23 protein-coding genes and 1 pseudogene are annotated in these 25,890 nt (G+C 60.8%); 12 read left to right on the forward strand and 12 right to left on the reverse strand.

Annotation, left to right across the window (positions count from 1 at the left end):
- The 8 genes from FJ934_RS16590 to FJ934_RS16625 all read right to left on the reverse strand — a co-directional run bounded on the left by FJ934_RS16590 (window position 1) and on the right by FJ934_RS16625 (window position 8,848).
- A complete protein-coding gene (locus FJ934_RS16590; RefSeq protein WP_140610668.1) occupies window positions 1-765 on the reverse strand; it encodes a 3-ketoacyl-ACP reductase in 765 nt (254 codons plus the stop codon).
- Window positions 766-776: 11 nt separating this feature from the next.
- Window positions 777-1,637, reverse strand: a complete 861-nt coding sequence (locus tag FJ934_RS16595; RefSeq protein ID WP_140610669.1) for a carbohydrate ABC transporter permease — start codon at window positions 1,635-1,637, stop codon at window positions 777-779.
- Window positions 1,637-2,683, reverse strand: coding sequence for a sugar ABC transporter permease (locus FJ934_RS16600; protein WP_140610670.1), 1,047 nt, complete (start codon window positions 2,681-2,683; stop codon window positions 1,637-1,639). The genes FJ934_RS16595 and FJ934_RS16600 overlap by 1 nt, the downstream gene beginning before the upstream one ends.
- Window positions 2,684-2,769: 86 nt before the next feature.
- Window positions 2,770-4,053 (reverse strand): ABC transporter substrate-binding protein, encoded by a 1,284-nt coding sequence (locus FJ934_RS16605; RefSeq protein WP_140610671.1) that lies wholly within the window; start codon window positions 4,051-4,053, stop codon window positions 2,770-2,772.
- A 34-nt stretch (window positions 4,054-4,087) separates the two neighbouring features.
- Entirely contained in the window at window positions 4,088-5,617 is a 1,530-nt protein-coding gene (locus FJ934_RS16610) for an aldehyde dehydrogenase family protein (RefSeq protein ID WP_140610672.1), read from the reverse strand.
- Between the two features lie 54 nt (window positions 5,618-5,671).
- Entirely contained in the window at window positions 5,672-6,850 is a 1,179-nt protein-coding gene (locus FJ934_RS16615; protein ID WP_140610673.1) for a Gfo/Idh/MocA family oxidoreductase, read from the reverse strand.
- A gap of 15 nt (window positions 6,851-6,865) precedes the next feature.
- Complete coding sequence (locus FJ934_RS16620) at window positions 6,866-7,867, reverse strand: LacI family DNA-binding transcriptional regulator (RefSeq protein WP_181165644.1); 1,002 nt, start codon at window positions 7,865-7,867, stop codon at window positions 6,866-6,868.
- Between the two features lie 132 nt (window positions 7,868-7,999).
- Complete coding sequence (locus FJ934_RS16625) at window positions 8,000-8,848, reverse strand: sugar phosphate isomerase/epimerase family protein (RefSeq protein ID WP_181165645.1); 849 nt, start codon at window positions 8,846-8,848, stop codon at window positions 8,000-8,002.
- A gap of 89 nt (window positions 8,849-8,937) precedes the next feature.
- On the opposite strand from FJ934_RS16625, the gene ugpC reads away from it, so the two are divergent.
- From ugpC to FJ934_RS16655, 6 genes are all read left to right on the forward strand, one after another.
- Complete coding sequence (gene ugpC / locus FJ934_RS16630) at window positions 8,938-10,068, forward strand: sn-glycerol-3-phosphate ABC transporter ATP-binding protein UgpC (protein WP_140610676.1); 1,131 nt, start codon at window positions 8,938-8,940, stop codon at window positions 10,066-10,068.
- A gap of 32 nt (window positions 10,069-10,100) precedes the next feature.
- Window positions 10,101-11,309, forward strand: a complete 1,209-nt coding sequence (locus FJ934_RS16635) for a CaiB/BaiF CoA-transferase family protein (protein WP_140610677.1) — start codon at window positions 10,101-10,103, stop codon at window positions 11,307-11,309.
- A gap of 9 nt (window positions 11,310-11,318) precedes the next feature.
- The gene (locus FJ934_RS16640; RefSeq protein ID WP_140610678.1) at window positions 11,319-12,287 is read left to right on the forward strand and encodes a dihydrodipicolinate synthase family protein; all 969 of its coding nucleotides are present in this window, start codon (window positions 11,319-11,321) and stop codon (window positions 12,285-12,287) included.
- A 110-nt stretch (window positions 12,288-12,397) separates the two neighbouring features.
- On the forward strand, window positions 12,398-14,059 hold the full coding sequence (locus FJ934_RS16645; protein WP_140610679.1) for a choline dehydrogenase: 1,662 nt from the start codon (window positions 12,398-12,400) through the stop codon (window positions 14,057-14,059).
- 171 nt (window positions 14,060-14,230) lie between these two features.
- On the forward strand, window positions 14,231-14,956 hold the full coding sequence (locus tag FJ934_RS16650) for a TIM barrel protein (RefSeq protein ID WP_246671532.1): 726 nt from the start codon (window positions 14,231-14,233) through the stop codon (window positions 14,954-14,956).
- Between the two features lie 259 nt (window positions 14,957-15,215).
- Window positions 15,216-15,653 carry a hypothetical protein gene (locus FJ934_RS16655; RefSeq protein WP_140610681.1) on the forward strand — a complete coding sequence of 146 codons (438 nt, stop codon included), beginning with the start codon at window positions 15,216-15,218 and terminating at the stop codon, window positions 15,651-15,653.
- A gap of 45 nt (window positions 15,654-15,698) precedes the next feature.
- Here the strand turns inward: FJ934_RS16655 and FJ934_RS16660 are convergent, their stop codons facing one another.
- Window positions 15,699-16,406, reverse strand: a complete 708-nt coding sequence (locus FJ934_RS16660; protein WP_140610682.1) for a TetR/AcrR family transcriptional regulator — start codon at window positions 16,404-16,406, stop codon at window positions 15,699-15,701.
- A gap of 415 nt (window positions 16,407-16,821) precedes the next feature.
- Here FJ934_RS16660 and FJ934_RS16665 point away from each other — a divergent pair, with 415 nt between their 5' ends.
- The 6 genes from FJ934_RS16665 (at window position 16,822) to FJ934_RS16690 (ending at window position 22,403) form a co-directional block, all read left to right on the forward strand.
- Entirely contained in the window at window positions 16,822-18,060 is a 1,239-nt protein-coding gene (locus tag FJ934_RS16665) for an efflux RND transporter periplasmic adaptor subunit (RefSeq protein ID WP_140610683.1), read from the forward strand.
- A gap of 17 nt (window positions 18,061-18,077) precedes the next feature.
- Window positions 18,078-18,767, forward strand: a complete 690-nt coding sequence (locus FJ934_RS16670) for an ABC transporter ATP-binding protein (protein WP_140610684.1) — start codon at window positions 18,078-18,080, stop codon at window positions 18,765-18,767.
- A complete protein-coding gene (locus FJ934_RS16675) occupies window positions 18,764-19,909 on the forward strand; it encodes an FtsX-like permease family protein (RefSeq protein WP_140610685.1) in 1,146 nt (381 codons plus the stop codon). The genes FJ934_RS16670 and FJ934_RS16675 overlap by 4 nt, the downstream gene beginning before the upstream one ends.
- 2 nt (window positions 19,910-19,911) lie before the next feature.
- On the forward strand, window positions 19,912-21,090 hold the full coding sequence (locus tag FJ934_RS16680) for an ABC transporter permease (RefSeq protein ID WP_140610686.1): 1,179 nt from the start codon (window positions 19,912-19,914) through the stop codon (window positions 21,088-21,090).
- Window positions 21,091-21,220: 130 nt separating this feature from the next.
- Complete coding sequence (locus FJ934_RS16685; RefSeq protein WP_181165646.1) at window positions 21,221-21,823, forward strand: VOC family protein; 603 nt, start codon at window positions 21,221-21,223, stop codon at window positions 21,821-21,823.
- A 100-nt stretch (window positions 21,824-21,923) separates the two neighbouring features.
- Window positions 21,924-22,403 carry a DUF2269 family protein gene (locus FJ934_RS16690; protein ID WP_181165647.1) on the forward strand — a complete coding sequence of 160 codons (480 nt, stop codon included), beginning with the start codon at window positions 21,924-21,926 and terminating at the stop codon, window positions 22,401-22,403.
- A gap of 539 nt (window positions 22,404-22,942) precedes the next feature.
- Here the strand turns inward: FJ934_RS16690 and FJ934_RS16700 are convergent.
- The 3 genes and pseudogenes from FJ934_RS16700 to FJ934_RS16710 all read right to left on the reverse strand — a co-directional run bounded on the left by FJ934_RS16700 (window position 22,943) and on the right by FJ934_RS16710 (window position 25,724).
- Window positions 22,943-24,137 (reverse strand): annotated as a pseudogene (locus FJ934_RS16700) (IS91 family transposase).
- 2 nt (window positions 24,138-24,139) lie between these two features.
- Window positions 24,140-25,048 (reverse strand): tyrosine-type recombinase/integrase, encoded by a 909-nt coding sequence (locus tag FJ934_RS16705; protein ID WP_140610690.1) that lies wholly within the window; start codon window positions 25,046-25,048, stop codon window positions 24,140-24,142.
- 370 nt (window positions 25,049-25,418) lie between these two features.
- The gene (locus FJ934_RS16710; protein ID WP_140610691.1) at window positions 25,419-25,724 is read right to left on the reverse strand and encodes a hypothetical protein; all 306 of its coding nucleotides are present in this window, start codon (window positions 25,722-25,724) and stop codon (window positions 25,419-25,421) included.
- Window positions 25,725-25,890 lie beyond the last annotated feature (166 nt).

The raw sequence follows: 25,890 nt of genomic DNA on the forward strand, positions 1-25,890 counted from the left end.
TCAGAGCCTGTACAGGTGGAGGCCGCCGTCCACCCAGACCGCGTCGCCAGTTGAAAACCTGAATGCGCCGGACGCGAGGCTCGCCACCGCTTCACCTACATCCTCCGGCTCGCCCCATCTGCGCATGGGAACCAAGCCCTCCTCAATCACGCGATCATATTTCTCGCGTGAAGGTTGGGTCATTTCCGTCGTCGTGATCCCGGGCCTTACCTCGTATGCATGGATCTTTTCCTCCGCGAGGCGCGCCGCGAAGAGGCGGGTCGCCATGGAGAGGCCAGTCTTGGTGATACAGTAGTCGGGCCGGTTGACGCCGAGGATCTCGACGTTGACCGACGTGATGTTCACGATGGAGCAAAAGTGTGTGTCGGCGGCCCTGGTCCGGATCAGCCGCTTACTGAACGCCTGACTGAGCAGAAAAGGTGCCCGAAGGTTGATGCGCAGCGCACGGTCGAGACTTTCGACGGGAAGGTCGAGCATGTCTCCCCGTACCGTGGAAGATACTCCCGCATTGTTCACTAGGGTCGTGAGCGTCCCCAGTTCACCGGCCGCGTTCAGGATGGCCTCGTGGCGCGCTTCGTCGCCAACGTCGGCGGCCATGAACGCGGCCGGGACGCCGCTTTCCTTGAGCAGTGACACCGTGTCTTCGGCGGACGCGTCGTTCTCAAGATCGACCACGAGTACGCCCTGTCCGCGTCGCGCAAGACACTGAGCGATCGCACGGCCGATCCCGCGCCGGCCGCCCGTTACAATTGCGATTCCTGGCATGTCGGCATCCTTCACGATTTTACCGAGCCGGACGTCAGGCCCTGCACAAAGTAGCGGCCAAGCACCAGGTAGATCAGGATCGTGGGCAGAGCCGCGACGATCGCACCCGCCATGACCACGTTCCAGTCGACCGAATAGTTACCGGACAGGTTCGACAGGGCGACGGTCACGGGTTGGGCCGCTGGGTTCGGTACCAGAATCACGCCGAACAGGAAGTCATTCCAGATGTTCGTGAATTGGAAGATGCCGGCCACGACGAAGCCAGGTGCCGAAAGTGGAAGAATGATCTTGAAGTAGGTCTTCAAGACGCCGGCGCCGTCGACCTTTGCAGCCTCGATAAGGGCTTTCGGGATGGTCCTGTAGTAGTTTCCGAACACGAGGATATTGACGGATTGCCCGTAGATGACGTGGACGACGATCAGTCCGGCAATGGTCCCGTAAAGGCCGAGCTTCTGCGCCAAGAAAGTCAGCGGGATGATGATGCTTTGGTACGGGATAAACATACCAAAGATGATGAGCACCGTGATCCAGCGCGAGAACCTCACGCCCCACAGGGTCAGGATGTAAGCGGTAAGCGAGCCAATCAGGCAGGAGACGATCGTCGCGGTCCCGGTCATCATCAAGCTATTTTGGAACGACGGCCCGAGCTTCTCCCATGCCTCGGCAAATCCCCCGATGCCTATGGTGCGGGGCAGCGACCACATGTCGGACACGGACACATCGCGGGCAGATTTAAGGCCGTTCACGAACAACATGTAGACCGGCATTAGGAAGAACGCCGAGAGCGCAATGAGGAGGGCATACGTGAGCCCACGGCGGACTACCTGCGCAATGTTGCTGTCTTGCCCTGTCTGAAGTGCGTGCGCTGACATCACTTGTCCTCCGGCATTGTGCGGATCAGGTACGGGACAACAATCACCGCCACCATTGCGAGCATGACCACCGAGCCGGCGGCTCCGACGCCATATCTCAAGGAACGGAAAGTGGTTTCGAAAACAAAGATGCCTGGCACGTCCGTCGCAAAGCCCGGCCCAGGACCGGACATGACGTACACCAGATCGAATATTTTGAGGGAAACGTGGCCGAGGATCACCAGATTGATCACGGTGAATGGCGCCAGCATGGGCCAGGTTATCTTCCGGAAGTAGGTCCATCCACTAGCATTATCGATCGCCGCAGCCTCCTTGATATGCGAAGGGATGGTCGCAAGCCCCGCAAGAAATGTCGCCATGGCAAAGCCAGCGAGTTGCCATGATGCGGCGATCGCGACTGCGATCAAGGCCACGGGGATGCCGAGCTTAAGCTGGATGGTCCCAAGAAAAGGAAAGATGCCGCCCAGTGTGTCGTTCAGGGGGGCAAGGACAGTGGGGTCGGTCAGCCAGCCAGGCTTGAAGGGACCGATGCCCGCCGCAGCCAGCACCGAGTTGATGCCCGTCAGGTTGATCAGGACGTTCACGCCTGTCTCCGGATTGAAGATCCAGCGCCACGCCACCCCCGTGACAATGAACGAGATGGCATACGGGAACAGGAAGACCGAGCGGAAGAAACCTTTGCCGGGCAAGTTGCGGTTGATGAGGAGCGCCAAGATGAGCCCCAGGCCGACAGAGCCCGTTAGGAACAGCACGGTGAAGATGACGGTGTTGCGCAGATCAATCTGAAAACGCGGATTGGCGAAAAGCGCATGATAGTTCTTGAGCAACGGCGTGCTGAAGCCGCCGCCCAAATTCACCACGGACCAGTCCGACAGTGAGATCAGGACGGTCAGAATAATAAAGAGGTAAACGAAGACCAGCGTCGACACGATGACCGGAGCGATCAGCAGTGCAGTCTGCAGCTTCTCGCCAACGGCGGTCCACCGGTGCGCGGGTCTTCCCGGCGCAACCTGGAATTCGGACGTGAAAGTATCAAACGTGCTCATATGTAGGGTTCCGCACTGTTCGCGTCGTTGCTGCTGGAATGCGGGGGGCCGAGTCCCGGTGGAGACAGGGACTCGGCCCGGCGACATTACGTCTTGGGAATAGCGTCGAACGCTGCCTGCATATTATCAGCGAAGGCATCGATGTTCTTGTCCACCACGAAGGTAGTCAAAGCATCAAAGGAGCTCTGGTTGAACGATGACGGCACCTGCTCGCCGTTGACGCTGGAGCCCGTGAACTTATTCTTCGCGAATTTCTCGAACGACCACTGGAGATACGCAGGCAGGGTGGATTTGTCGACGTCAAGGCGCGTGGCGACAGAGCCCTTCTTCAGGCTGAAGGCCAGCTGGACCTTTGGGTCACCCATGACCTTCAGCCAATTGCGGGCCGACTCCGGATTCGGCGCGTCCTTGGCAATCGGGAAACCGTCGGTGACGATGATGAAGATGTCTTCCGTGCCGGGATGGCTGACCCAGCCGAAGTCCACACCGTCCTTGGCGCCAGCCTTGGCGAACTCGCCGTATGACCAGTCGCCCATCATGGTGAAGGCGGAACTGCCTTCGATCACCTTCTTGACGGCCTGGTCCCAGCTCAGTGCGGAGTGGTCCGGGTTCTGGTAATCGAGCATGCGAAGGTGGGTCTTGTAGGCCTCCTTCATCTGCGGCGAGTTGAAGGCCAGCTTCCCATCCCAAAGCTGCACGGTCTGGTCATAGCCGAGCACGCCGTTGAATGTGTTCTCGAGCATCCGCATGTTGGCCCAGATGCCGTTGTCGCCGACCGCGAGGGCATTCACGCCGGCCGCCTTCAGTTTCTCGGCCGCGGCAAAGAACTGGTCGAACGACAGGGAGTCGCCGATCTCGACGCCGTTCTTGGCCAGCAAAGGCTTGTTGAACCACACTTCGTTACAGCGATGAGCGCCGACCATCACGGCATAGTATTTTCCATTTTTTCGGACGAGGTCGAGGACGCCCGGCGACATGGTCTTTTCCCATCCCTCGGACTTATAAAGGTCCGTAACGTCGTCGATGTAGCCGGGATCGGCATAGGAGTTGAAGAAGGCTGTGCCGCTGTTGCCCTGCCAAGTGTCGGGTGGGGTACCGCCAGCCAAGCGCGCCTGGAGCACCGGCAGTGCATTTGTGCCACCGCCGCCGGCCACGGCAGCGTTCGTGATTTCCGTGGAAGGATAGTGCTCCTTGAAGCCGTCGATCAGGGCCTGGAGAGCCGCTGACTCGCCACCCGACGTCCACCAAGAGAAGATTTCGAGCTTGTCGGCGGCCATCGCAGACCGCCCGGCAAGTCCTGAGAATGCGGCCGTGGCCGCTAGTGCGGCGCTTGTCTTCAATAACGAACGTCTGTTGACATTCCAGTGCATGTTCACTCCTCCTTTTTTCGCGCCGCAGCGCTCTTCATATTGAGTTAGCCTTGGAGACCCAACGATCGGTCAGCGGGCCGAATTGCAGTTGGACCGTCTTGAGTTCGGTGAACTCTTCGATCGCGAAGCGACCCTTCTCGTGCCCCACGCCGCTCTGACGGTGGCCCACCAGGGGTAGCTCAGGTGCACCGGCGATGTACGTGTTGACCTCGACGGTCCCCGATCGCAGTCCCCGCGCGCATCTGAAAGCCGTGTCGAGGTTCGAGGTCCACACGCCGGACGCAAGGCCGTAGATCGTGCTGTTTGCGATATCGAGCGCCTCGTCGACGGTGTCGAACGGGATGATGGAAAGGACCGGCCCGAAGATCTCTTCCTGCGCGATGCGCATATCTGGGCTGACATCAGCAAAGATCGTGGGCTCGACGAAATAGCCATCTACGCCGCCGTAATGCAGGCTCTGAGTGCCGCCCAACATCAAGGTCGCGTTTTCTTCCTTGCCGATCGCGATGTAGCTGCCGATAGTTTCGTATTGCTGCTTGGAAATGACCGGGCCGACCTTCACGGCCGGGTCCAGCGGATCGCCGACACGAACGGACTTGATCTGAGCAGCCACGGCTTGGCTGAACTGCTCTGCTACGGAGCGCTGCACGAGCAGCCGAGTGCCGCTCACACAGCACTGGCCCGCGTTGTGAAGGATGCCGAACGCGACCTTGTCGGCAGCCGCCTCAAGATCAGCGTCAGCAAAGACGATGTGTGCGGCTTTCCCACCGAGCTCGAGCGAGACGCGCTTGAGCGTGTCCGCTGCGGCCTTGCTGATTGTCTTCCCGACCTCTGTAGAACCGGTGAACGAGACCATCGCAACGTCGGGATGCGAGCACAGCTGCATGCCAATCGTAGAGCCGGCGCCGGCGAGGATGTTGACGACCCCGGCAGGCAGGCCGGCTTTTTGAAGAAGCTCGCCCAACAGCAGGGCCGTGCCCGATGTCAGCTCGCTCGGCTTGACCACAGCGGTGCATCCGAGAGCCAGCGCGAAAGGCAGCTTCTGGCTTAGGATAAGAAGCGGGAAGTTCCACGGAGTGATCATGGCCACGACGCCAATCGGCTGGCGCAAAACCAACCCCATCGTGTCCTTTCCGAGGGTATCGTAAGTGTCGCCATAGGCATGGCGCGCCAAGGTCGCGGCATACTCCCAAAGATCGACCGAGACGTCGATTTCGCCTTCGATCGCAGACACGGGCTTGCCGCCCTCCAAAGCCTCGATCTGAGCGAGCTCAGCTTTGTGCTCGCGGATCAGTTCTGCGACCTCGAGGATAAATCTTGCGCGTGCGGCGCCCGGCATGGTCGCCCAGTCGGTCTTCTGGAAGGCCGTTTTGGCAGCCTCTACAGCACGATCAGTGTCGGCAGTGGTTGCTCTGGGATACCGGCTGACCAGACGACGATGCGCCGGACTGGTCCGGTCAATCGGCTCGCGGTCGGATACGGGTATCAGCGATCCGTCTATCAGCAGGCTGAAATCGCGGGGCGAGTCGGGAAGAGCGTATAGCGTGGAAGGATGTGCATTCATGGACCAGGATCACCCGTTTCGTCGGCGGTATCTGTAATCGATTACATAGCATTGTCAATGAGAATCTTGATTGTCTAATGGAAGCCAGCTTCCGTTGGTGGAACTTGAGCGGATGGCGACGTCGCACAGCGCCACCCCACGCACACCTTCCTCCAACCCTGGTGCCGGAAATAGAGGGACTGAGACAGGTGCCTCGATGGCATCCGCAAAGTCGCTGTAAAGGATGGCGAGTGCCTCATGGTAGCCTTCAGGATTGCCGGCGGGGAGTGTGGTTTGCGTCGCCCCGGCTGCAGTCATGATCCGCTGACCCCTGTGAAGTGTACGGTCTGCTTGGCCGAGTTCGCCGATACGAAGCGTTTCCGGAGCTTCCTGTCGCCACTCGACCGACCCTGTGGACCCTACGACCTTAATACGAAGACCGTTGCGATGTCCGGGCGCAGCTTGGGTCGCCCATAGGAGCCCCGAAAAGCCAGCGTCGAAACGCAGCTGCACAATGTCGTTATCGTCGAGCGCACGACCTTCGACGATCCTCGTCATATTGGCCGACAGCTGGTTGACCTTCGCGCCGCAGACAAATTCCGCGAGGTTGAAGGCGTGGGTGCCAACATCGCCGAGCGTGCCTGTCGGTCCAGCTTTTTGTGGATCCGTTCGCCAGCCGCCGGCCTTTGCGCCGAGTTTCTCCGGCTTGTCGGCGAGCCACTCCTGCAGATACTCGACGTACACGAACCTAACGCGCCCAATCCCGCCCTCCGCGACGAGTTGGCGAGCCTCACGCACCATCGGGTAGCCGCAATAGGTGTATGTCATGCCGAAAAAGACGCCGGTCTGCGCGGCGAGCCGCTGCAATTCGCGTGCTTCCTCCAAAGAATTTACTAACGGCTTATCGCAGATCACGCCGATGCCGTTTTCCATCAGGGTCTTGCAGGCATCAAAATGCAGATGGTTAGGCGTGACGACGCACGCCGCCCGGATGCCATCGCTGCGCGCCGCTTCGGCTCGGGCGAGATCCGCGACTGTCTCATAGTTGCGATCGGCAGCCACGCCGAGCGCGGTGCCTGCTTCGAGCGACCTAGAACGCTCAGACGAGAACACCCCGGCGACAAGCTCCCAGCGGCCGCTGAGGCGAAGCGCCGCACGGTGATAGGGTGCAAAAAACGATCCCCGGCCGCCGCCGACCATTCCGATCGGCAAGCGCGGTCCCAGGTCCAAATCCGAGGCAAGTTTATAGACCATCTGTAGTGCTCCTGATTAATTCGGTTTCGGGCGAGAGGTGGACCCGCGCATGATGAGTTCCGGTGCCGGCACCTCTCCCAGCTGCCCGCCCTTGCCACGCAGAACGTCGATGAAAAATCGGCCAGCCATTTCACCGACCAGTTCGTCAGGAACCTTCATGGTCGTGATGCCAGGCTGCAGCAGGCGCGCCAAATCGATATCGTCAAATCCGGTGATCGAGACATCGCCAGGGATGTCGATACCCATCTCGCGCGCCTTGAGCATGCATCCAATAGCGAGATAGTCGTTGCCGCAGATGATGGCCGAGGGCGGATCATCAGTGCGCATTATCTTCTCGAAGGCCTTCATGCCGTCCTCGAATTTCCATTCGCCCTCAATGAAATGGCGTGGACGGATGGCAATGCCCTGCTCAGCAAGCGTCGTTCGAACACCTTCCTGACGGGCGCGCGCTCGATCGTTGAAAGAGGTATCTTGGGCTATAAGTCCGAAGGTGCGGTGGCCCAGTGACAGCAGGTGCTCGGTCATAGTCACAAAGGCTTGGTAGTTGTTGTAGCCGATGACATTGCGGCCTGGCGCGCTGCCCGGCGCCACATACAACAGCACGAACGGGATGCCTTTCTCCTCGAGCAGCTGCATCAGTTCATCAGGATGATCGGCGCCGACAAGGACGAGAGCCTCCACCCCCTTGTCGACCATCGCGCGGGCCTGCTGTGTCGCGACCTCTCGGTTGTAGTAGGTGACGCCCACCAGCAGCTCATATTTCTCGACCGCCATGGTTGTCTGGAGGGACTGGACGATCCGGGCGAAGTTCTGGTGATCCAGGGTGGGCATAATTGCCCCAACCGTGTGTGTGCGGCTCGTCCTGAGCGATTTGGCTGTCGCGTTCGGCACCCATTTGAGCTTCTGAATCGCGCTGTGCACCCGCTCCCTAATCTCTTCGGTCACGATCTCAGGCGTATTCATGACGCGCGAAACCGTGGCCGTGCTTACCCGCGCCGCCTTAGCGACGTCGGCCAAACGAGGTTGCTGTTGCCCCCCGTTGTTCCTTGGCGCCCTCTTGCGCACCATTTTCCCTGCGACACTCCCGCTCATAGCGACCTCATCACGTTTCGAACGATCGCCCACTCAAAGGCGACAGCGCCCGAAAGGTCAAATTTTTCGCATCTTCTCCGCCTCATCAAGACACTCCCGCGCCCGTTCGAGGCATCGCGAGGCAATAGCTGACGGCGCCATGGTCCATAGGTCATTCTTGGAAAATATCTCGATTTCCATCCAGCCGGAGTAGCCCGCATCCATTACTGCGGCCGTGATCCCCGGGATGTCAGCAACTCCGTCGCCCATCACCGCTCGGTCGGCGACCGGATCGACGGCGTCCAGTTTCCAGTCACAGAGATGATGCCCGAATATGCGCGTGCCGGCACGGCTAATGGCTTGATAGACACCAGGATCCCACCACAGGTGGAAAATGTCGGTGACGACCCCGACGTGGCCGCCGTGAACCTCACACAGGTTCATAGCTAGGTCGAGTGTGTTCACTACGCCGCGCAGCGCCGACAAAGCTGGATGGAATGGCTCGATTGCTAGACGGACGCCATGATCCCGCGCGAATGGCGCGACGCGGGCTATTCCATCCTTCACCTGATCCCTCGCGACCCGAATATCCTTCAGATCGGGCTGCAGACCGCCGGGAACTATGACCAGAGTGTCGGCGTGCAATTCCGCCGTCGCCTCGATCTGGCGCAGAGTTCGCTCAATGGTGGCGTCGCGTTGTTCCTTTGTCGAACCTGTAAAGAAGCCTCCGCGGTTCACGCCGCTGATCGCGAGCCCGTGGTCTCGGATGAGCTCACCCGCCGCAGTAGGCGACAGGCCGTCAAGCCGTTCAGTCCATATACCGACACCTCGTGCACCTGTCTCAGCAACGGTCTCCAAAAACGTACGGAACGACGCCTCTGGTCCGAATGTTGCGTGGTTGAAAGAAATACGATCGAGAAATGGCAATGGACGGCCTCTAGACAATCAGCTTGTAATCGATTACAACCCCCGCCCTATGTAGTCAAGCGCAATTGAGTTCGCGAAGGAGGAAGCCGATGCAGGGCGTGGAACTCGTCGGAATAAACAAATCGTACGGCGCCGTTCAAGTCGTGAAGGATGTCGACCTCTCGCTTGGGCACGACGAATTCGTCGTGTTGGTCGGGCCGTCTGGTTGCGGCAAAACGACTACCCTTCGCATGGTCGCGGGCCTCGAGACCATCACGTCCGGCAAGCTGTCTATTAGGGGGCAGCATGCCAACCACCTCAGTCCCGCCCAGCGGGACGTTGCCATGGTGTTCCAGAACTACGCCCTGTATCCGAACATGAACGTGTACGACAACATGGCCTTCGGACTGCGAAACCGCGGCATGCCGAAAGCGCAGGTGGACAGCGAGATCAGACGCGCCGCCGATGTACTGGCCCTCGGAAAATTGCTGGACCGCAAACCCCGCCAGTTATCAGGTGGACAGCAACAGCGCGTTGCGCTCGGCCGCTGCCTTGTCCGGAATCCGAAACTCTTTTTGTTCGACGAACCGCTTTCAAATTTGGACGCGAAGCTGCGTTTGGAAATGAGGCAGGAGCTGAAAAGGCTCAAAAGCCGTATCACCGCGACGTCTATCTACGTCACCCACGACCAGATCGAGGCCATGACGCTCGGCGATCGCGTCGTTGTGATGGCCAACGGCGAGGTCCAGCAGGCCGGAACACCCGAAGACATTTACCACCGCCCAAGGAACATTTTTGTCGCTACCTTTATCGGTTCGCCACCTATGAACATCATCGAGGTAGGAATTACCTCGATCGGCGACCGCTCGTTCTTCACGGCCGGTGACCTTAAGATGCCTGTGCCGGATCGTTTGAAAGCGGCAGTTCTGTCACTACGTGGCAACGCGCTTCTCGGCCTGCGTCCTGAACATATCGTTATCGATGGCGCCGGCTCGAGCAGTTTCGCATCCGGCAACGTCGATATCACCGAGCTTCTTGGCTCGGAACAACTCGTTCAGGTACGTCTCGGCGAGAAGCAGGTGACAGTGACCCGTGTCGACCCATTCCGGCGCCTGTCACCGGCTCAAGCCGTCAACCTGTCGATCGCTACTGAAGAGATCCACGTGTTTGACCCCGCGACCCAACAGAACATCGCCGACCATCAAGATCGACGCGCTGCGACCCCTGTCATTGCGGCCTAGAACTACCGTTTACTGCACAAGGAAATGCACAAATGCTTCTGCAAGGAATGAAAATCGTCAGTTTCTGCCACTTTCTGCAGGGGCCGGCTGCGACCCAGTACCTGGCGGACATGGGGGCCGACGTCATCAAGATCGAACCTGCTAAGGGCCCATTCGAGAGGAGCTGGTCCGGCGCCAAGGTGTTCGTCGGCGGCGTCAGCGGGTTCTTCCTGGCGGCCAACCGCAACAAGCGAAGCTTTTCCGTTGACCTGAAGTCGGCCGAGGGCAAGGAGCTGGTTCTCAAGCTCATCGATCAGGCGGACGCCGTGGTAGAGAATTTCCGCACCGGCGTCATGGACAAACTCGGCCTGTCCTATGAGGACCTGAAGAAGCGCAAGCCGGATATCATCTTCGCAAGCGGCACGGGCTGGGGCCTGAATGGACCCATGGTCGGCCGAACGGCGCAAGATCTGATCATCCAGGCCCGTTCAGGTTTCATTTCCGCCACTGGCCCACACGATCGTCCGACGGCGGCAGGGTGCGCTATCGTCGATCAGCACGGGGGCGCTTTGCTCGCCATGGGCGTTCTGGCCGCCTACATCAAGAAGCTGCAGACGGGCAAGGGCACCCACGTTCAAGGCAGCCTCTTGAATTCTGGCCTGGACCTCCAAACAGAGCCACTCACGAACTACATGTCCAGCCGGCCCGGAACAGAGGCATTCGACCGCCAGGAAAATCTGATCACCTGGTTCCACGAAGCTCCGACCGGCGTTTATCGTATCGCCGACGCCCAGGTCGTGATCCCGACCAATGACATTTCTAACGTCGCCGAGGCGCTAGACAGCGATGCCCTGCGGGCGCTGCAACACTTAGATCGCTACGACGACCGTGACGTGCTGGCGGCGGCGGTTGCCGAAGCCGTTCGCAGCTGGACGTATGACGATCTGTCAAAAGCCTTCGATGCGCGCGGCGTATGGTACGGGATCGTCCAGGACTATGAGGCTGTTGCCGCCGATCCGCAGATCGCCGCTAACAACGTCTTCCGCGAGGTCGAGGTCAACGGGAAAACGGCAACGCTCGTCAACCATCCCCTACGCTACGATGGCCAGGTGCCGGAACTTCATACGCTCTCGACCGAAGTCGGCTCACATACCTCCGAAATCCTGCATGAAATGGGTTTGTCGGACGCCGATGTAGAACGCCTTTTTGCCAAGAAGATCGTCTCGGGTCCGGCCGAAGTTGTCGGCGCCCACACGGAATAGGAGGAAACCATGAAGCTTGATGGTGGCGTGCTGATCGCCAATATAACGCCTTTCAATGACAACCTTGACGTCGACTGGGACGAAATGGCCAAGCGCACGCGTGACCTGGCATCGGTGCCCGGGATCCAGGGTTTTGTCGTCAACGCATTTGCCGCGGAGTCCCCTGCGCTGACCACAGAGGAGCGTAAGCGCGCAGTCGCCATGCACAAGGAGAACATCCGCCCCGGTCAGGCGGTCGTCGCGGCGATATTCGATTGGGCGCCACCGGCAACGATACGTCGAGGCGAGGAGGCACGGGAAGCGGGCGCCGACGCAGTCATGGTCTGCTCACCCTACCTCTCGGCTTACAACGCTAACCATAGCCCCGAATACGCCTTCCACTTCCACAAGGAGGTCGCGGAAGGCTTGGACATGCCCATTCTGCTGTTCCAGCTGGCCTCCGGCGACCAGCTTTCCTATCCCCATGAAGCATTGATCAAGATGGCGTCTGAGATCGACCAAGTGGTCGGAGTGAAGATGGCGCAGGCCGCGGACTGCGTACGTTATGATCGTGACTACTACGCCTTGAAATCTCTCAAGAAGAAGATCATCTGCCTGCCTTCGGTCGGGTCCACCTTCTTCCACAACCTCTCGACAGGCGCCGATGGCATCCTGTCCGGGCTCGCGGCACTCGCTCCTTACGAGTGCGTGGAAATGCTGCGTCTTGTTGAAAAGGGCGACCTGCTAAATGCGCAGGCCCTTCATCGTCGTCTCGCGCCGCTCAACCATGCGATCTATGGCTTCCCATATGCGGACCTGCACACCCGTTACAAGGAAGTGGCCTACATGGTGGGCGCGATTTCCCGCCCGGTGGTGCGTTCGCCGCAACTGCGCATGCAGGCGGCTGAACTGGATCGCCTCTGGCGTGCAGCCCAGATCGCCGACCTACGTCCGATCCCAGGTGCGGATACAGCGCGGCCTCGGCTGGTAACAGCCTGAAGCGACCACACTCTCCAGGCCAGCTCCAAACGGGGTTGGCCGTTCATCTCTTCATCGCGCAATGGCGCTAAGCCATTGCCACCTCCTCGCCCGAACGATTGGTGCGCAAGATGCGTAAAGACTATGACTACATCATCATCGGCGCAGGCTCCGCAGGCTGTGTGCTCGCAAGCGAGTTAAGCCAGGATCCAGATGTCCGGGTCCTGATCCTGGAGGCCGGTCGCCGAGACTTGTCGCCGATGATCCACATGCCTGCCGGCATCCAAAGCCTGATCGAAGGCACCAAGTACAACTGGGCGTTTCGTACGGCCCCTCAGAAGCACCTGAACAATCGGGAAATGTTCATCCCACAGGGCAAAGCGATCGGGGGTAGCAGTTCAATCAACGGCATGATTTATATACGCGGCAGCCATCAGGACTATGACCGTTGGGCAGAGGATGGCTGCATAGGTTGGAGCTACCAAGACGTTCTGCCGGTCTATAAACGCCTTGAAGCCAATACCCGTTTGCACGACGAATATCACGGCAACGACGGCCCGCTAAACGTCACCGACTTCACCTACCTTAATCCTCTGACCGCGACCTTTATCGAAGCCTGTACGGAGGTCGGCATACCGCGCAGCAAGGATTTCAACGGTGCTACCCAGCACGGTGTCGGTCACTTCCAATACACCGTGAAAGACGGACGGCGCATGAGCTCCGCCCGCGCGTTCCTACATCCGGCGCGCAAGTCCCGCTCGAATCTCGACGTTTACGCGAACACCCTCGTTTCGCGGATCATCATTGAGAAAGGGCGTGCCGTGGGAATCGAACTGGTCGGGAATGACAACCGCACCACAAGGGTGAGCGCGACGCGCGAGGTTATCGTCAGCTCGGGAGCTTTTAATTCTCCCAAGCTCCTCCTTCTTTCCGGCATCGGTCCGGCAAGTGAGCTTAAGCAAGCCGGCGTGACAGTAGTGCACGACCTGCCCGGTGTCGGCAAAGGCCTGCAGGACCATCTCGACGCGGCGGCCATCTGGCACGCGACCACTAAACTCACCTACGATGACGCGGCGCGTTTCCCCTACAAATATATTCACGGCGCCCGCTATCTCCTCTTCAGGTCAGGACCGGTCACATCGTCGGGATGCGAGGCTGTCGCTTATACCAAGAGCGAAGCTGGGCTCGAGGAGCCAGATATCTCTGTTCACTTCCTGCCGGCGTGGGTCATCGACCACGGGTTCACCAAATTGCCCGGCAATGGCATCACGCTGCACAATAATAACATGCGGCCGGTCAGCCGCGGCGAGGTCAGACTTACCTCGTCGAACCCGTTAGATGCTCCCCTGATCGACCCAAACTTCATGGCCGACCCTATTGACGCCAACAAGATGATCGCTTGCGTTAGGATTGGAAGGGAAATCATGGAGTCCAAGGCATTCAGGCCCTATGTGTCTCGCCCCTACGCCCCCTTAGCCGACGTCAAGACCGACGCGCAGATCCTCGACTTCGTCCGGCAGACTGCTGAGACCGACTACCATCCGGTTGGCAGTTGCAGGATGGGAGTTGACGAGCTCGCGACAGTCGATCCGAGGCTCAAGGTTCGTGGCCTCGAGGGATTGCGGGTTATCGACTCGTCCATCATGCCGAAGCTGATTGGCGGTAATACCAATGCTGCATCGATTATGATCGGTGCCAAGGGCAGCGACCTCATTCGTGAAGACAACGGGGGAAGCGTTGGGGCGTGGTCCACGGGAAACCGCGCTTCCAATTGGTCGACGCAAGATGCCTGATGATGGCGGATCCGGTGGCCGCCACGAACGCCATCCTAATCAGCGACCATGAAACCCTGATCAACAAGACAGCGTTCGGATTCAAAAACCCAGGACACTTCGTCCAATGATGGATCGACTATGCTCCGCTTCTCCGCAAACCTAGGATTCTTGTGGCCCGACCGCCCGCTCGTGGATCGCATCGACGCGGCAGCGGCGGCTGGATTCAAAGCCATCGAATTGCATTGGCCCTACGAGACGCCAGCGGGATTGGTGAAGCAGCGTTGCATCAATCACGGCCTAACTCTTCTCGGGATCAACACGCCGCTGGGCGATACCGATAAGGGCGATTTCGGACTGGGCGCCATCGATGGACGCCAGAGCGAATTTCGCACGGGATTCGCGATGTCCGCCGGCTATGCGCGCCAAGCCGGCGCGAACTCGATCCACGCGATGGCTGGCGTCGTTCCGCTGGACCAACGAGCGCGAGGAAAGCAAGTGTTCATCGAGAATCTTGTCTTCGCCACCAATGCTGCCCCAGACCTGACGATCCTGCTGGAGCCAATCAACCAGCGCGACAAACCGAACTACTTTTACTCCACGATCGAGGAAGCCGCTGACATGCTTGATCAAGTCGGAGCGCCGAACCTAAAGATCATGTTTGACATATACCATGTCGGGATTAGCCAAGGCGATGTGCTGACTCGACTTTCCCGTCACTTGCCGAAGATCGGCCACGTCCAGATTGCGGCGGTGCCGAGCCGTGCCGAGCCCGATGAAGGCGAGATCAGCTATCTCGCCGTGTTTGCAGCGCTTGAACGGCTTGGCTATCGGAACTGGGTTGGATGCGAATACAAGCCCAGGGCCGCAACCGACCATGGCTTGAAATGGATTAAGACGCTCAGCCTTGAATTATGAGACTTGCGGGCAATTCGACACGCGATGTGGCAGTTTTGCGCCTGATGCCGGCCGTAGAGAGCGGATTTGCCACAGCCTGAAAGCGGACATTGCCGGCGATCACGGTGAAGGCCCCGATTGCGCCTCGTTGGGGTCGCCCCAGATCTGCATTCGGATAGTTACTGCTGAAAAGAATTGATGTCCCTGCATTTTATTTGACTGTCGCCCAGATGCGAACTAGATAATGGAACGATATCGTTCCATTATGCTGAAGCCCCGAATGAACCCTGCTTATATATCCGCCGTCTCTGCGCTGGCTGGCTCCTCCATTGGTGCCATGGCCTCGATCGCCGCCACTTGGCTAACGCAGGCCTCGCAGAACCGAAGCCAGCGCTTCCTGCAGGAGCATGCGCGGCGGGAGAAGCTCTTTGGGGAGTTCATCGAAGAAGCCGCCAAGAGATACGCCGATGCAGTCGTCGGCGAACCCAAGACATTTGTCCCGCTGTTCGAGCTTTACGCCATACTGGGAAAATTGCGGCTATTTGCATCAGACACGACGCTGAAGGCGGCAGACCGGGTCATGGGAACCATAGGGCTGGCCTATCGCAGCCCGTCTCTGGATGCCCCCGACCCCAATAACCCGAACGGCTCCCGCTACGATTTTCTCCGGGAGTTCACGGACGCCTGTCGGTTCGAGCTCATGGAAATCGCGCCCTAAGAAGATTGCCGCTTAGAGTCGCCTCGTCATCTTTATAGGTTGATCTTAGGTGGCCGTCCGTTCATCGCGGCCCAACGGTTGGCGGCAGGCTGCCAGGAAAAAAGCGACGCCGTCCCTGACGTGAGCGGGTAGCTCCGCACGCAGCTTTTCCAGCGGCTCGCCCAAGAGCGCGCGCATCAGCGGGCGGGCCACAACGAGATCCGCAAAGAACCGACCGCTTGAGGGAAGAAGGGCCGCGGCAAGACGAGGAAATTCGTGAACCTCGTCGGAGCGAGCCACAGTCCCGAGCGCATCCATGATCGTCTTTACGCCTTGGGTGCGGGCCTGGCGTCCGAAGTTTGAGAGTTGCGGCAACCGGCGGGCCTCGGCCGCGGACAATTGCATGAAAGCGATATTGTCATCATCGAGCAGGCGCTCAAGAACGGCGAGCCCTACGCTCACAAGCCGTTCCTGGAGAGTGGACCCGGATGGTGTAAAGTCCTGGAACCGCGCGACCACGGTTGCCGCGTTGCGCATCCCGACCGCGGCGAACAATTCCTCTTTGGAGTGAAAACGCGCGTATATCGTCCGCTTGCCGGCACGCGAGAGCCGGGAAATTTCATCGATGCTCGCACCGGCGAGCCCGTACTGAAGGAAGGCGGTTTTGGCGGCATCGAGGATGCGTTCGTCGACCTCGTGCGCAAGATCACGTGGTGGTCGCCCCAGACGCACGTCGTAAGCCGTTGTTGCCCCTTCTACCCCCTGCGCCATCATCACCTCTCAAAATCTTCATTTTGACGCCGGCACGTCGCCGCCGTGTCCTAACGCCCTTTGTAGCCCGCTGGAGAAGCGTTGTAAATGAAAAGGAACGGTACCGTGCATTTTTGTTGACGGCCCTCCGAATGCGTGTTAGCCATAATGCAACGGAACCGTTTCATTATGGCGATGCCTCGAAAAATAGGACCTGACGCAATGCTGAAATGCCCTGCGGGCCTGGAAGCCGATGTCGACACCCTGAAGGCCCAAGGCGCCGCTACAGCGACACGGCGGCACTGCTCCAGGCGCTCGGCGGGGCTGGTGGAACCGCACCAACGTCGCCCCTGAGAGCAACGGCAGTTCGGTTCGCTTTCGCTCTGCCGCCAGGTCCAAGAAATCAAGCTGCCGGGCATCCGGTGAAGGAGTCCGAACGATGAAACACGATAAGATTGATCTCCTCGACGCGCTGCGCATCGATCGCGCGGCGCCGACGCCGCCAACGCCACCGCGTCAGGCTGTCCGTTGGACCGCCATTGCTCTTGGCGCGGCCATTCTGGCGGTGGCGGCGGGCACGGGCTGGTCCGTGCTTCTGGGCAAGCAACTGCCCGGCGCGTCGCTGCTCGAGCAGACAACCTCCGTCCGCGTCGCCACCGCGCAGCCACTTGCGCAACAGAGCGGCGTGGCCGCAGGGACGGCGCTCCTCAATGCCACCGGCTACGTGGTTGCCCGCAGGGCGGCCACGGTCGGACCGAAGGTCGCCGGCAGGTTGCGGGATGTGCTCGTGGATGAAGGCATGCATGTCGAGGCCGGACAGGTGATCGCTCACCTGGACGATTCCAACGCCATTGCCGATCTCAACCAGGCCAAGGCGACACTCGATCAGGCCACTATCGCGGCAACTGACGGGCGACCGGCATTCGAGCGTAGCAGGGCCCTGCTTGCGAAGGGACTGACTAGCCAGGAGGCGTTCGAGACCGCGAAGGCAACCTACAATCACGCCACAACAGCGGTAGCTGTGGCGCAGTCGGCAGTAGCGGTTGCCCAGCAGAACCTCGACGACACGGTAATCAGTGCGCTGTTTTCAGGCGTGGTGACCGTCAAGGCCGCCCAGGCCGGCGAGATTATCTCGCCGATGTCGGCAGGCTCCGGCTTCACACGTACCGGCGTCGCCACGATTGTCGACATGGACTCCCTCGAGGTCGAGGTCGACGTCAACGAGAGCTTCATCAACCGTGTTCGTCCGGACCAGGGCTGCAAGGTCACCCTCAACGCCTATCCGGACTGGCAGATCCCGGGCCATGTCATCGCGGTCGTGCCAACGGCCGACCGCACCAAGGCGACGGTGCGGGTGCGGGTCGGGTTCAACATCAAGGACCCGCGGATCCTGCCGGAAATAGGCGCCAAGGTGGCTTTTCTGGCCGACGCCAAGTCCCAACCCGAAGAGGCTCCGCCGTCCGGCGTGGCAGTTCCTTCCGAAGCCATCCTGTCCAGCGGCGGCGAGAATGTCCTCTTTGTCGTGCGCGACGATCACGCCGAACGGCGCACAGTGAAGCTGGGGGCGCAGGCAGCCGGCAACCAGATCGTGCAGTCCGGGCTCACGGCCGGCGAAACCGTGGCCGTTACCAATCTCGACAAGCTGTCGAACGGACTCAAAGTCAAAACCGAACAATGAAATCAGGAGATCACCAAGTGACTGAAGCCATAGCACTGGTCAATGTCGTCAAGGCATACCGCCGCGGCGGGGAGACGGTTGAGGTCCTCCACGACCTCAATTTGTCCATTCCGGAAGGCGAATTCGTTGCCATCATGGGACCCTCGGGCTCCGGCAAATCGACGCTGTTGAACATCATCGCCGGAATAGACCACGCGAACTCCGGCGCCGTGACGGTGGCGGGGCACAGAATCGACCAGATGTCCGGTAGCGAACTGACCCGCTGGCGGTCGGCCAACATCGGGTTCATCTTCCAGTTCTACAACCTGATGCCGGCCTTGAGCGCGGAGGCCAACGTCGAGCTGCCGTTGTTGCTGCTGTCGCTCACAAAGGCAGAGCGCCGCGCAAGGGTCGCTGCAGCCCTTGAGGCCGTCGGACTCTCAGAGCGCGCCCGCCACAAGCCGTCGGAGCTCTCCGGCGGCCAACAACAGCGCGTCGCAATCGCGCGCGCGCTTGTCTCCGACCCGCCGATCCTGGTTTGCGACGAGCCCACGGGTGACCTCGACCGCGACACCGCGACCGAGGTGCTCGAACTTCTGCGCGCGCTCACCTTCCGCCGAGGAAAGACCATCATCATGGTGACCCACGACCAGCGGGCGGCTGACACGGCGACCCGCCAGTTGCATGTCGACAAGGGCCAGCTGGCCAAGACGGAGTTGGCTCGATGAAATACCTTCCCCTCATCTGGGCGGGCCTGATGCGCAAGAGGCTGCGCACCCTGTTCACGCTGCTCTCCATCCTTGTCGCGTTCCTGCTCTTCGGCATGCTGCAGGGCGTCAACGCCTCCTTCAGCCGTGGTGTGGAGGGCGCGCACCTCGATCGCCTGATCGTCCAGGGCAAGGTCAACATGGCCGACCAGCTGCCGCTGGCTTACCGCGAGCGCATCGCATCGGTGCCGGGCGTCACTGGCATCACCGTCGCGAGCTGGTTTGGCGGCTACTACCAGGACACCAAGAACAGCATCTTCTCGTTCCCGGTCGACGCAGCCACCTACTTCGACCTGTTCCCCGAGATCGTCCTGCCGAAGGCGCAGCTCGAGGCGCTGCAAAAGACACGCACCGGGGCGGTCATCGGCCGTAAGCTGGCTGAGACCTACAACTGGAAGGTCGGCGACACCATCCCCATCAAGTCGACGATCTGGACCAAGGCGGACGGCACGTCCAACTGGGAATTCCAGGTCGTCGGCATCTTCGAAAACCCTCAGGATACCTCGCAGGAGCAGCGGCTGTTTTTCAACAACGACTATTTCGACGAGGCCCGGGGTTTCGATAAGGGCCTGATCGGCTGGTACAGCGTCCACATCGACAATCCCGCGCACGCCGGCGCGGTGTCCAAAGCCATCGATGACCTGTTCGCCAACTCCGACCACGAGACGAAGACCGTCACGGAGAAGGAGTTCACCCAGTCGTTCCTGAAACAGCTCGGCGACATCAACTTCATCGTTAGCGCCATCATCGGGGCGGTGTTCTTTGCCCTCCTGTTCCTGACCGGCAACACGATGATGCAGTCGGTGCGCGAGCGGATCCCGGAATTCGCGATCCTCAAGACCATCGGCTTCCCGAACCTTACGGTCCTCGCCTTGGTCGTAGCTGAAGGCCTGCTGCTCTCGCTCGTCGCGGCCGGCTTGGGGCTTGCAGCTTCAGTCGCGGCATTTCCGCTCCTGGAAGGCGTCGTGGGCGTTGCCCACCTTCCGGCCAGCGTACTCGCGCTCGGGCTATTCTATGCCGTTCTGCTCGCCTTGGTGACCACATTGCTGCCCGGCCTGCGGGTCGCGCGACTCAATCTCGTCGATGCCCTGGGAGGACGCTGATCATGCTCAGACAAGCAATTGCTGTAACTATCCTGAACCTCAAGACGCTGCCCACGCGCTTCTGGAGCTCGTTGGTGATCATCCTCGGGGTGGCGGGGGTCGTCGGCGTGGTTGTCTCCGTCCTTGCCATGGTGACCGGCCTGAGCTCGACCATGGCCCATGCCGGCCGTGAGGACCGCGCCATCATCCTCCGTGGCGGGTCTGACACGGAGCTGTCCAGCACATTGTCGCGCGATGCGGTCAATATGATCCTCGACGCGCCGGGCATCCGTCGTGGCGCCTCGGGACTGACCCTCGGCTCCCCGGAAGTGGTGCTGATCCTGACCCGCCCCATGCGGAACGGCGGCACCGACGCCAACGTCACGCTGCGCGGCGTTGGTTCACAGGGGCTCGCCCTGCGGCCGGAGCTCAAGCTTGTGCAAGGCCGCTGGTTCAAGCCGGGGCTGCACGAGTTGGTGGTCGGCAAGAGCGCCCAGCGCCAGTTTGCAGGGCTCGACGTCGGCAGCCAGATTACCTTGCGCGACAAAGAGTGGACCGTCGTCGGCACGTTCGAAAGCGACGGTGACGCCCATGAATCCGAGATCATCACCGACGCCGAGACCGCGCTCGAAGCCTACCAGCACACGCTCTTTCAGAGCGTGACGGTCCAGCTCGAGTCGCCGGGGTCGATGCCGCAACTCGAGGCCGTCCTGATCGCCAATCCGCAGCTTTCGGTCGAAGTGCACCGCGAGACCGAATACCTGGCCAAGCTCTCGGCGAACCTGACCAAAATGATGACGCTGATCGCGACCATGGTGGGCAGCATCATGGCGATCGGCGCCGTGTTCGGGTCGCTCAACACCATGTATTCGGCGGTGAGCGCGCGAAGCCGGGAAATCGCCACGTTGCGGGCCATTGGCTTCGGTAGCGTGCCGATCGTCGCCTCCGTCATGACCGAGGCGATGGCGCTCTCGCTGCTCGGCGGCGTGACGGGAGCGGTTACGGCCTGGCTGCTCTTTAACGGGCATGGCGTCAACGCCCTGGGTGGGAACTTCACCCAGTTGGTGTTCCGTCTCACAGTGACACCAGGACTGATGCTGCAGGGTATCAGCTGGGCTCTCGCCATCGGTTTTCTGGGCGGGCTGCTTCCCGCCCTAAGGGCCGCGCGGCTGCCGGTCGTGGAGGCGCTCCGGACACTCTGACAAGGACTGCGGCCCTGCCGGCGATTGCCGGCCGGGAATGCAGAGCACAACACGCCGGGCCTCCTGCCGATGGGCGACCTGCATCCTAAAATGCAACGATAGCGTATCTTTAACAACCAAGGAAACGACCATGAACACCGAACAGATCGCCCACCCGAAGCTCCAGCACTTTGGCCTCACCACCTCCAATCTCAACGAAATGATCAACTGGTATCGCAAGGTGGTGGGCATGACGGTCAACCACCGCGCGCGAATCGACGGCCCGCAGAACAGCCCGTGGTTTTCGGCCGCGTTCGTCAGCAATGATGATTGCAACCACCGCATTGCGATGTTCGAGATGCCGGACCTGGAGGTGGACCCTGACAAGAAGCGCCATGCCAGAATCCAGCATGTGGCCTTTGCCTACAACACGCTTGACGACCTCCTCGGCACCTACATCCGCCTGAAGGGAGAAGGCATCCTGCCGGTGATGGCGGCCGACCAAGGCATCCAGATGGTGCTCTACTACTGCGACCCGGACCAGAACAGCGTCGAGCTCAACGTCAACAACTACAGCGATGAGTGGATCGCGACCGAGCACCTGCGCAATGCGCAGTCCAACCTTGCGTTCGTGGATCCCGAGAAGTTGGTGGCCGCGCGCAAGGCTGGTGCATCGGCCTGGGAGCTGCATGAACGGGCCGTGGCTGGCGAGTTTATGCCCGATCAGCCCTACGATGGCCGCAAGCTACTCTGACCGACCGGTCTGGAGGCGGATCTGGTTTCCCGCCAGGTCCGCCTGATCGCGAATGGTATCAAATCCAATACTTGTACAGGAAGCTTCCTTGAGCAACTCTATGATCGCCCTTCTGCGGGCCATCCACATCGTCTTCGGCGCATTCTGGATGGGTGGAACCGTCACGTTGGGCTTCTTTCTCCTACCTGCCCTGAGAAAGGGCAGCACCGACGGCGCCGCCATTGCCGCCCGCTTTCTGGCCAAGTCCTGGTTTATGACAGCATCGCTCGTCGGAGGCTTTATTTCGGTGATTGCCGGGCTGGCTCTCTACGCCGAGCTTTGGGCCGGCACAGATTTCACCGGACCGGCGGTCTGGTACTCGGTGGGTGGTCATTTGGCCGAGGCAAGTATCATCCTAGCCGTTCTTGCAATTGCCCCGACAACCCGCCAGCTGGCTCGGTTTGCACAAGAGCAGCACGATGAGGAGAGGACGTTACGTCTGGAGCGCCTGCTGAACCGGGTGACGGTCGTCAGCCGTGTCATCGCCGCAATGCTGGCCGTCACGATCACGATGATGGCCATCGGCCGCTACATGGGCTGACTGCCAAGGAGCGAACTGACGTTGCTTCGACGCGCTTTGGGGCGCCAGTTCGATTCCCTCCGCCATGACGGCCGAACTACCGACGGCCAAATCCGAGCCACCAGAGTGTCTAAAATGCGACTGAACCGCTGTTCGTTTTGCTGGATGCTAAGGTCGTCTTTGGGTCAACTCCGGCCATCTCACCCTGTGACCTTAACGTCCGCTCTCACTTCCCAGCGCCAGAAGCTGCCGGTCCGCAAACGTGAAGAGTTTCGGGCGCCGGCAGGCGTACGAAAGTCCCCGAAGAAGGAACCCGCGGGCCACAGGTGATGGCTATGGGGATTTCGGATTTCGGCCGATGTCGGCGATGGCGCGACCGCCGTCGGGGAGCTCTGGGGTGAGTGCGGACAGACCGCTTCGTTGCGCCTCCGTGCGGTGTTGCCGGAACGGTGGGCGGCTGGGCGCGGCTCTGTCGGAGTCGATCATCACCGTAGACGTATGTCGATCCGTTGCCAGAGGCTGAGTGCCCGCAGCTGAAGGCTGAACCATTCCATGCCGGGTCATGGCGTGCTGCTCCCGGTCGACCGGGAGCCGTGTGGCGGTCCGCGCGGCTGCCTCCATCGTTCGAACACCTCGATGACGATCATGCGGCCGCCACAGCAGGGGCATGGCGGGCGGAAGTTGTCCGGTTCGTCCGTGGTGTTATCGTCGGACGGTACGGCTACGTTGAGGAGTTCACGAGCAAGCGCGAGGCTGGCCTTGGCGAGCAGAGCCGGCAAGCAGGCCGCAGTGCCGGATGCGGTGGAACCCCTTTGGCAACACGTGGAGCAGGAAGCGGCGGATGAACTCGTCGGTCGCGAGCGTCATGAGTTGCTGCCGGTCGGCGCTTTCGCGACGATAGTCCTTGTAGCGGAAGGTGACGCCACTCTCGTCGAGGCGGATGAGGCGGCTGTTCGAGATCGCGACCCGGTGCGTGTAGCGCGACAGGTAGGCGAGCACCGCTTCCGGGCCGGCGAAGGGCGCCTTGGCGTAGACCACCCAGCGCTTCTTTCGGACGGGAGCAAGGTGGCGCAGGAATGCCCGCCGTTCCGCGAGATGAGCAATTGCGCCGAAGAAGGCGAACCGGCCAGCGTCGTGCAGCGCGACCAACCGGGAGAGGAACAGGCGGCGGAACAGCTTGCCGAGCACGCGCACCGGCAACAGGAAGTCCGGACGCGACGATATCCACCGGCTTCCGCCCGGCGCGATGCCACCGCCCGGCACGATCATGTGCACGTGCGGATGGTGTGTCATCGCCGAGCCCGAGGTGTGGAGCACTGCGGTGATGCCGATGCGCGCGCCGAGATGCTTCGGATCGGCCGCGATCGTCAGCATCGTCTCCGACGCCGCCTTGAACAGCAGGTCGTAGACGAGCGCCTTGTTGTGGAAGGCGATGTCGGCGACCTCGGCGGGCAGCGTGAACACGACGTGGAAGTAGCCGACCGGCAAGAGGTCGGCCTCGCGATCGGCAAGCCATGTCCGCGCCGCCGCGCCCTGGCACTTCGGGCAGTGCCGGTTGCGGCAGGAGTTATAGGCGATGCGCCACTGGCCGCAGTCCTCGCAGGCCTCGACGTGACCGCCAAGGGCCGCGGTGCGGCAGTGCTCGATCGCCGACATGACCTTGAGCTGCTGCAGTGTCAGATGCCCTGCATGGGCGGCCCGGTAGGCGGGCCCTACAGTGCGGAAGATGTCGGCGACCTCGATCGAGGCGCGCACGCTCAGCCGTCGGGTGAGATCGCTTCCGGCTTGAAGAGGCCAAGCTTGTCGAGCGGGCTCGTGACGGTGCGCACCGTGCGGGTTGCAACCTTGGTGTAGAAGGCGGTGCTATTGAGCTTGGCGTGCCCGAGCAGGACCTGGATGATCCGGATGTCGGTGCCGTCCTCCAGCAGGTGGGTGGCGAAGCTGTGACGCAGCGTGTGCGGCCCGACCCGCTTGGCGATGTCGGCGGCCTGCGCTGCCTCGACGACGATGCGATAGGGCTGCCGGGTGCTGATCGGCTTCATCGCATGCTGCCCCGGAAACAGCCAGCCGTCGCGATGCATCACGCCCTGCTGGCGTCCGACCTTCCACCATTGGCGCAGCAACAAGAGCAGGTCTTGCGACAACATGGCGTTGCGGTATCGCCCGCCCTTGCCGCGCTCCACCCGGATCAGCATGCGCTCGCTGTCGATGTCGGCGACCTTCAGCGTCGACACCTCCGCCACGCGCAGGCCCGCGCCATAGGCGACCGACAGCGGGGCCTGGTGCTTGAGACACGTGGTGGCATTGAGCAGCCGGGAGACCTCGTCGCGGCTCAGTACCACCGGCAGCTTGCGCGGGTGCGCCAGACGAACGAGCTTGCGTGCCAGATCGGGACGATCGACCGTATGCGTGAAGAAGAAGCGCAGCGCCGACACGATGCTGTTCATCGTCGGCACGGGAACACCGTCATCCTGCTGCTCGACCTGGAACCGGCGCAGGTCGTCGGTTGTCGCTGTATCCGGCGACCGGCCGAGGAAGGTCGCCAGGCGTCCGATGTCGCGGAGATAGTTGCGCTGCGTCTCCCGTGAGAAACGCCGCATGTTCATGTGGGCGATCAGCCGCTGACGCAGTGGACTGATAGGTGCATCAAGAACAGGATAGGGCATAGTCAGGCTCCTTGTTGAAGAAGCCCGTGATGCTCTGCCGCTGCCGAACCACCCTCAATGCGAGCGCGACGTCCGGCTCGTGATCTCTACCTCACCCCCACGCGCCCATCCCGCGCAGCGGGTTCGTTCGTCGGCCCCATTTCAGACATCCAATCTGGACGGGGCTTGATTTGAAATCGAGCGTAAGCGAACGGCTGCTTCGCGATGCATGTCGGCCATTGAGGCAAGCTTTGCCTCCGCCGGAACCAACATCTCAGGTGACAATGCTGAAGGTCCTCGTGCGCCAGAAGCTAACGATGCGAAGTCGAACCCCGCGATTCGCATTGGTCAGCGTTCGGGCAATCCCGTGCTTGGTTCGGGCGTCTGCCAATCACTGGGCGCCGGGCGTCCATTCGGGCAGCGGCGCCAGGCTGCGGTTGAACTGCTTCCACCACATGGCCTCATCTATTTCGCAGCAGGCGCGCAGCATCGCGTGCGCCTTCTCGAAAGCCTGGGTAGCGAGATCGTCGAACGTCATCTGCGCATCGTACGGCACCGACACCACCAGTTCCTGACCGGTCTGTGTACCGCCCTCGTCGACCTGAAGATAAAGCCAAACGACGAAATGCGCGCCTTGGCCGCTCGCGTCCGCATTGCCAATCTTAATGCGGTCGATGCCTGCTGCGGTGACTTTCATGCGGGGACCTCTTCATTCGAATTTACAGTGAATCCCAGAAGTCCGCAGCAATCAGAAAGGTTCCGTACAGGTTTTCCCCATGGTGAAGTATTGATGAAGACCCGTTTAGGCAGTCTCGACTTTCTATGAACCTCACATGGTTGGTGAACCATCCAGAACCACGATC

This window comes from Mesorhizobium sp. B2-4-12 (assembly GCF_006441575.1).
Lineage (GTDB): Bacteria > Pseudomonadota > Alphaproteobacteria > Rhizobiales > Rhizobiaceae > Mesorhizobium.

Excerpts from the sequence above, each read along its gene's own strand:
- FJ934_RS16665 (WP_140610683.1), top strand. The coding sequence starts at position 16,822 with ATGAAACACGATAAGATTGATCTCCTCGACGCGCTGCGCATCGATCGC.
- FJ934_RS16645 (WP_140610679.1), top strand. The coding sequence starts at position 12,398 with ATGCGTAAAGACTATGACTACATCATCATCGGCGCAGGCTCCGCAGGC.
- ugpC (WP_140610676.1), top strand. The coding sequence starts at position 8,938 with ATGCAGGGCGTGGAACTCGTCGGAATAAACAAATCGTACGGCGCCGTT.
- FJ934_RS16605 (WP_140610671.1), bottom strand. The coding sequence starts at position 4,053 with ATGCACTGGAATGTCAACAGACGTTCGTTATTGAAGACAAGCGCCGCA.
- FJ934_RS16610 (WP_140610672.1), bottom strand. The coding sequence starts at position 5,617 with ATGAATGCACATCCTTCCACGCTATACGCTCTTCCCGACTCGCCCCGC.
- FJ934_RS16615 (WP_140610673.1), bottom strand. The coding sequence starts at position 6,850 with ATGGTCTATAAACTTGCCTCGGATTTGGACCTGGGACCGCGCTTGCCG.
- FJ934_RS16590 (WP_140610668.1), bottom strand. The coding sequence starts at position 765 with ATGCCAGGAATCGCAATTGTAACGGGCGGCCGGCGCGGGATCGGCCGT.
- FJ934_RS16660 (WP_140610682.1), bottom strand. The coding sequence starts at position 16,406 with ATGATGGCGCAGGGGGTAGAAGGGGCAACAACGGCTTACGACGTGCGT.
- FJ934_RS16600 (WP_140610670.1), bottom strand. The coding sequence starts at position 2,683 with ATGAGCACGTTTGATACTTTCACGTCCGAATTCCAGGTTGCGCCGGGA.
- FJ934_RS16595 (WP_140610669.1), bottom strand. The coding sequence starts at position 1,637 with ATGTCAGCGCACGCACTTCAGACAGGGCAAGACAGCAACATTGCGCAG.
- FJ934_RS16640 (WP_140610678.1), top strand. The coding sequence starts at position 11,319 with ATGAAGCTTGATGGTGGCGTGCTGATCGCCAATATAACGCCTTTCAAT.
- FJ934_RS16710 (WP_140610691.1), bottom strand. The coding sequence starts at position 25,724 with ATGAAAGTCACCGCAGCAGGCATCGACCGCATTAAGATTGGCAATGCG.
- FJ934_RS16675 (WP_140610685.1), top strand. The coding sequence starts at position 18,764 with ATGAAATACCTTCCCCTCATCTGGGCGGGCCTGATGCGCAAGAGGCTG.
- FJ934_RS16705 (WP_140610690.1), bottom strand. The coding sequence starts at position 25,048 with ATGCCCTATCCTGTTCTTGATGCACCTATCAGTCCACTGCGTCAGCGG.
- FJ934_RS16690 (WP_181165647.1), top strand. The coding sequence starts at position 21,924 with ATGATCGCCCTTCTGCGGGCCATCCACATCGTCTTCGGCGCATTCTGG.
- FJ934_RS16680 (WP_140610686.1), top strand. The coding sequence starts at position 19,912 with ATGCTCAGACAAGCAATTGCTGTAACTATCCTGAACCTCAAGACGCTG.
- FJ934_RS16635 (WP_140610677.1), top strand. The coding sequence starts at position 10,101 with ATGCTTCTGCAAGGAATGAAAATCGTCAGTTTCTGCCACTTTCTGCAG.
- FJ934_RS16685 (WP_181165646.1), top strand. The coding sequence starts at position 21,221 with ATGAACACCGAACAGATCGCCCACCCGAAGCTCCAGCACTTTGGCCTC.
- FJ934_RS16655 (WP_140610681.1), top strand. The coding sequence starts at position 15,216 with ATGAACCCTGCTTATATATCCGCCGTCTCTGCGCTGGCTGGCTCCTCC.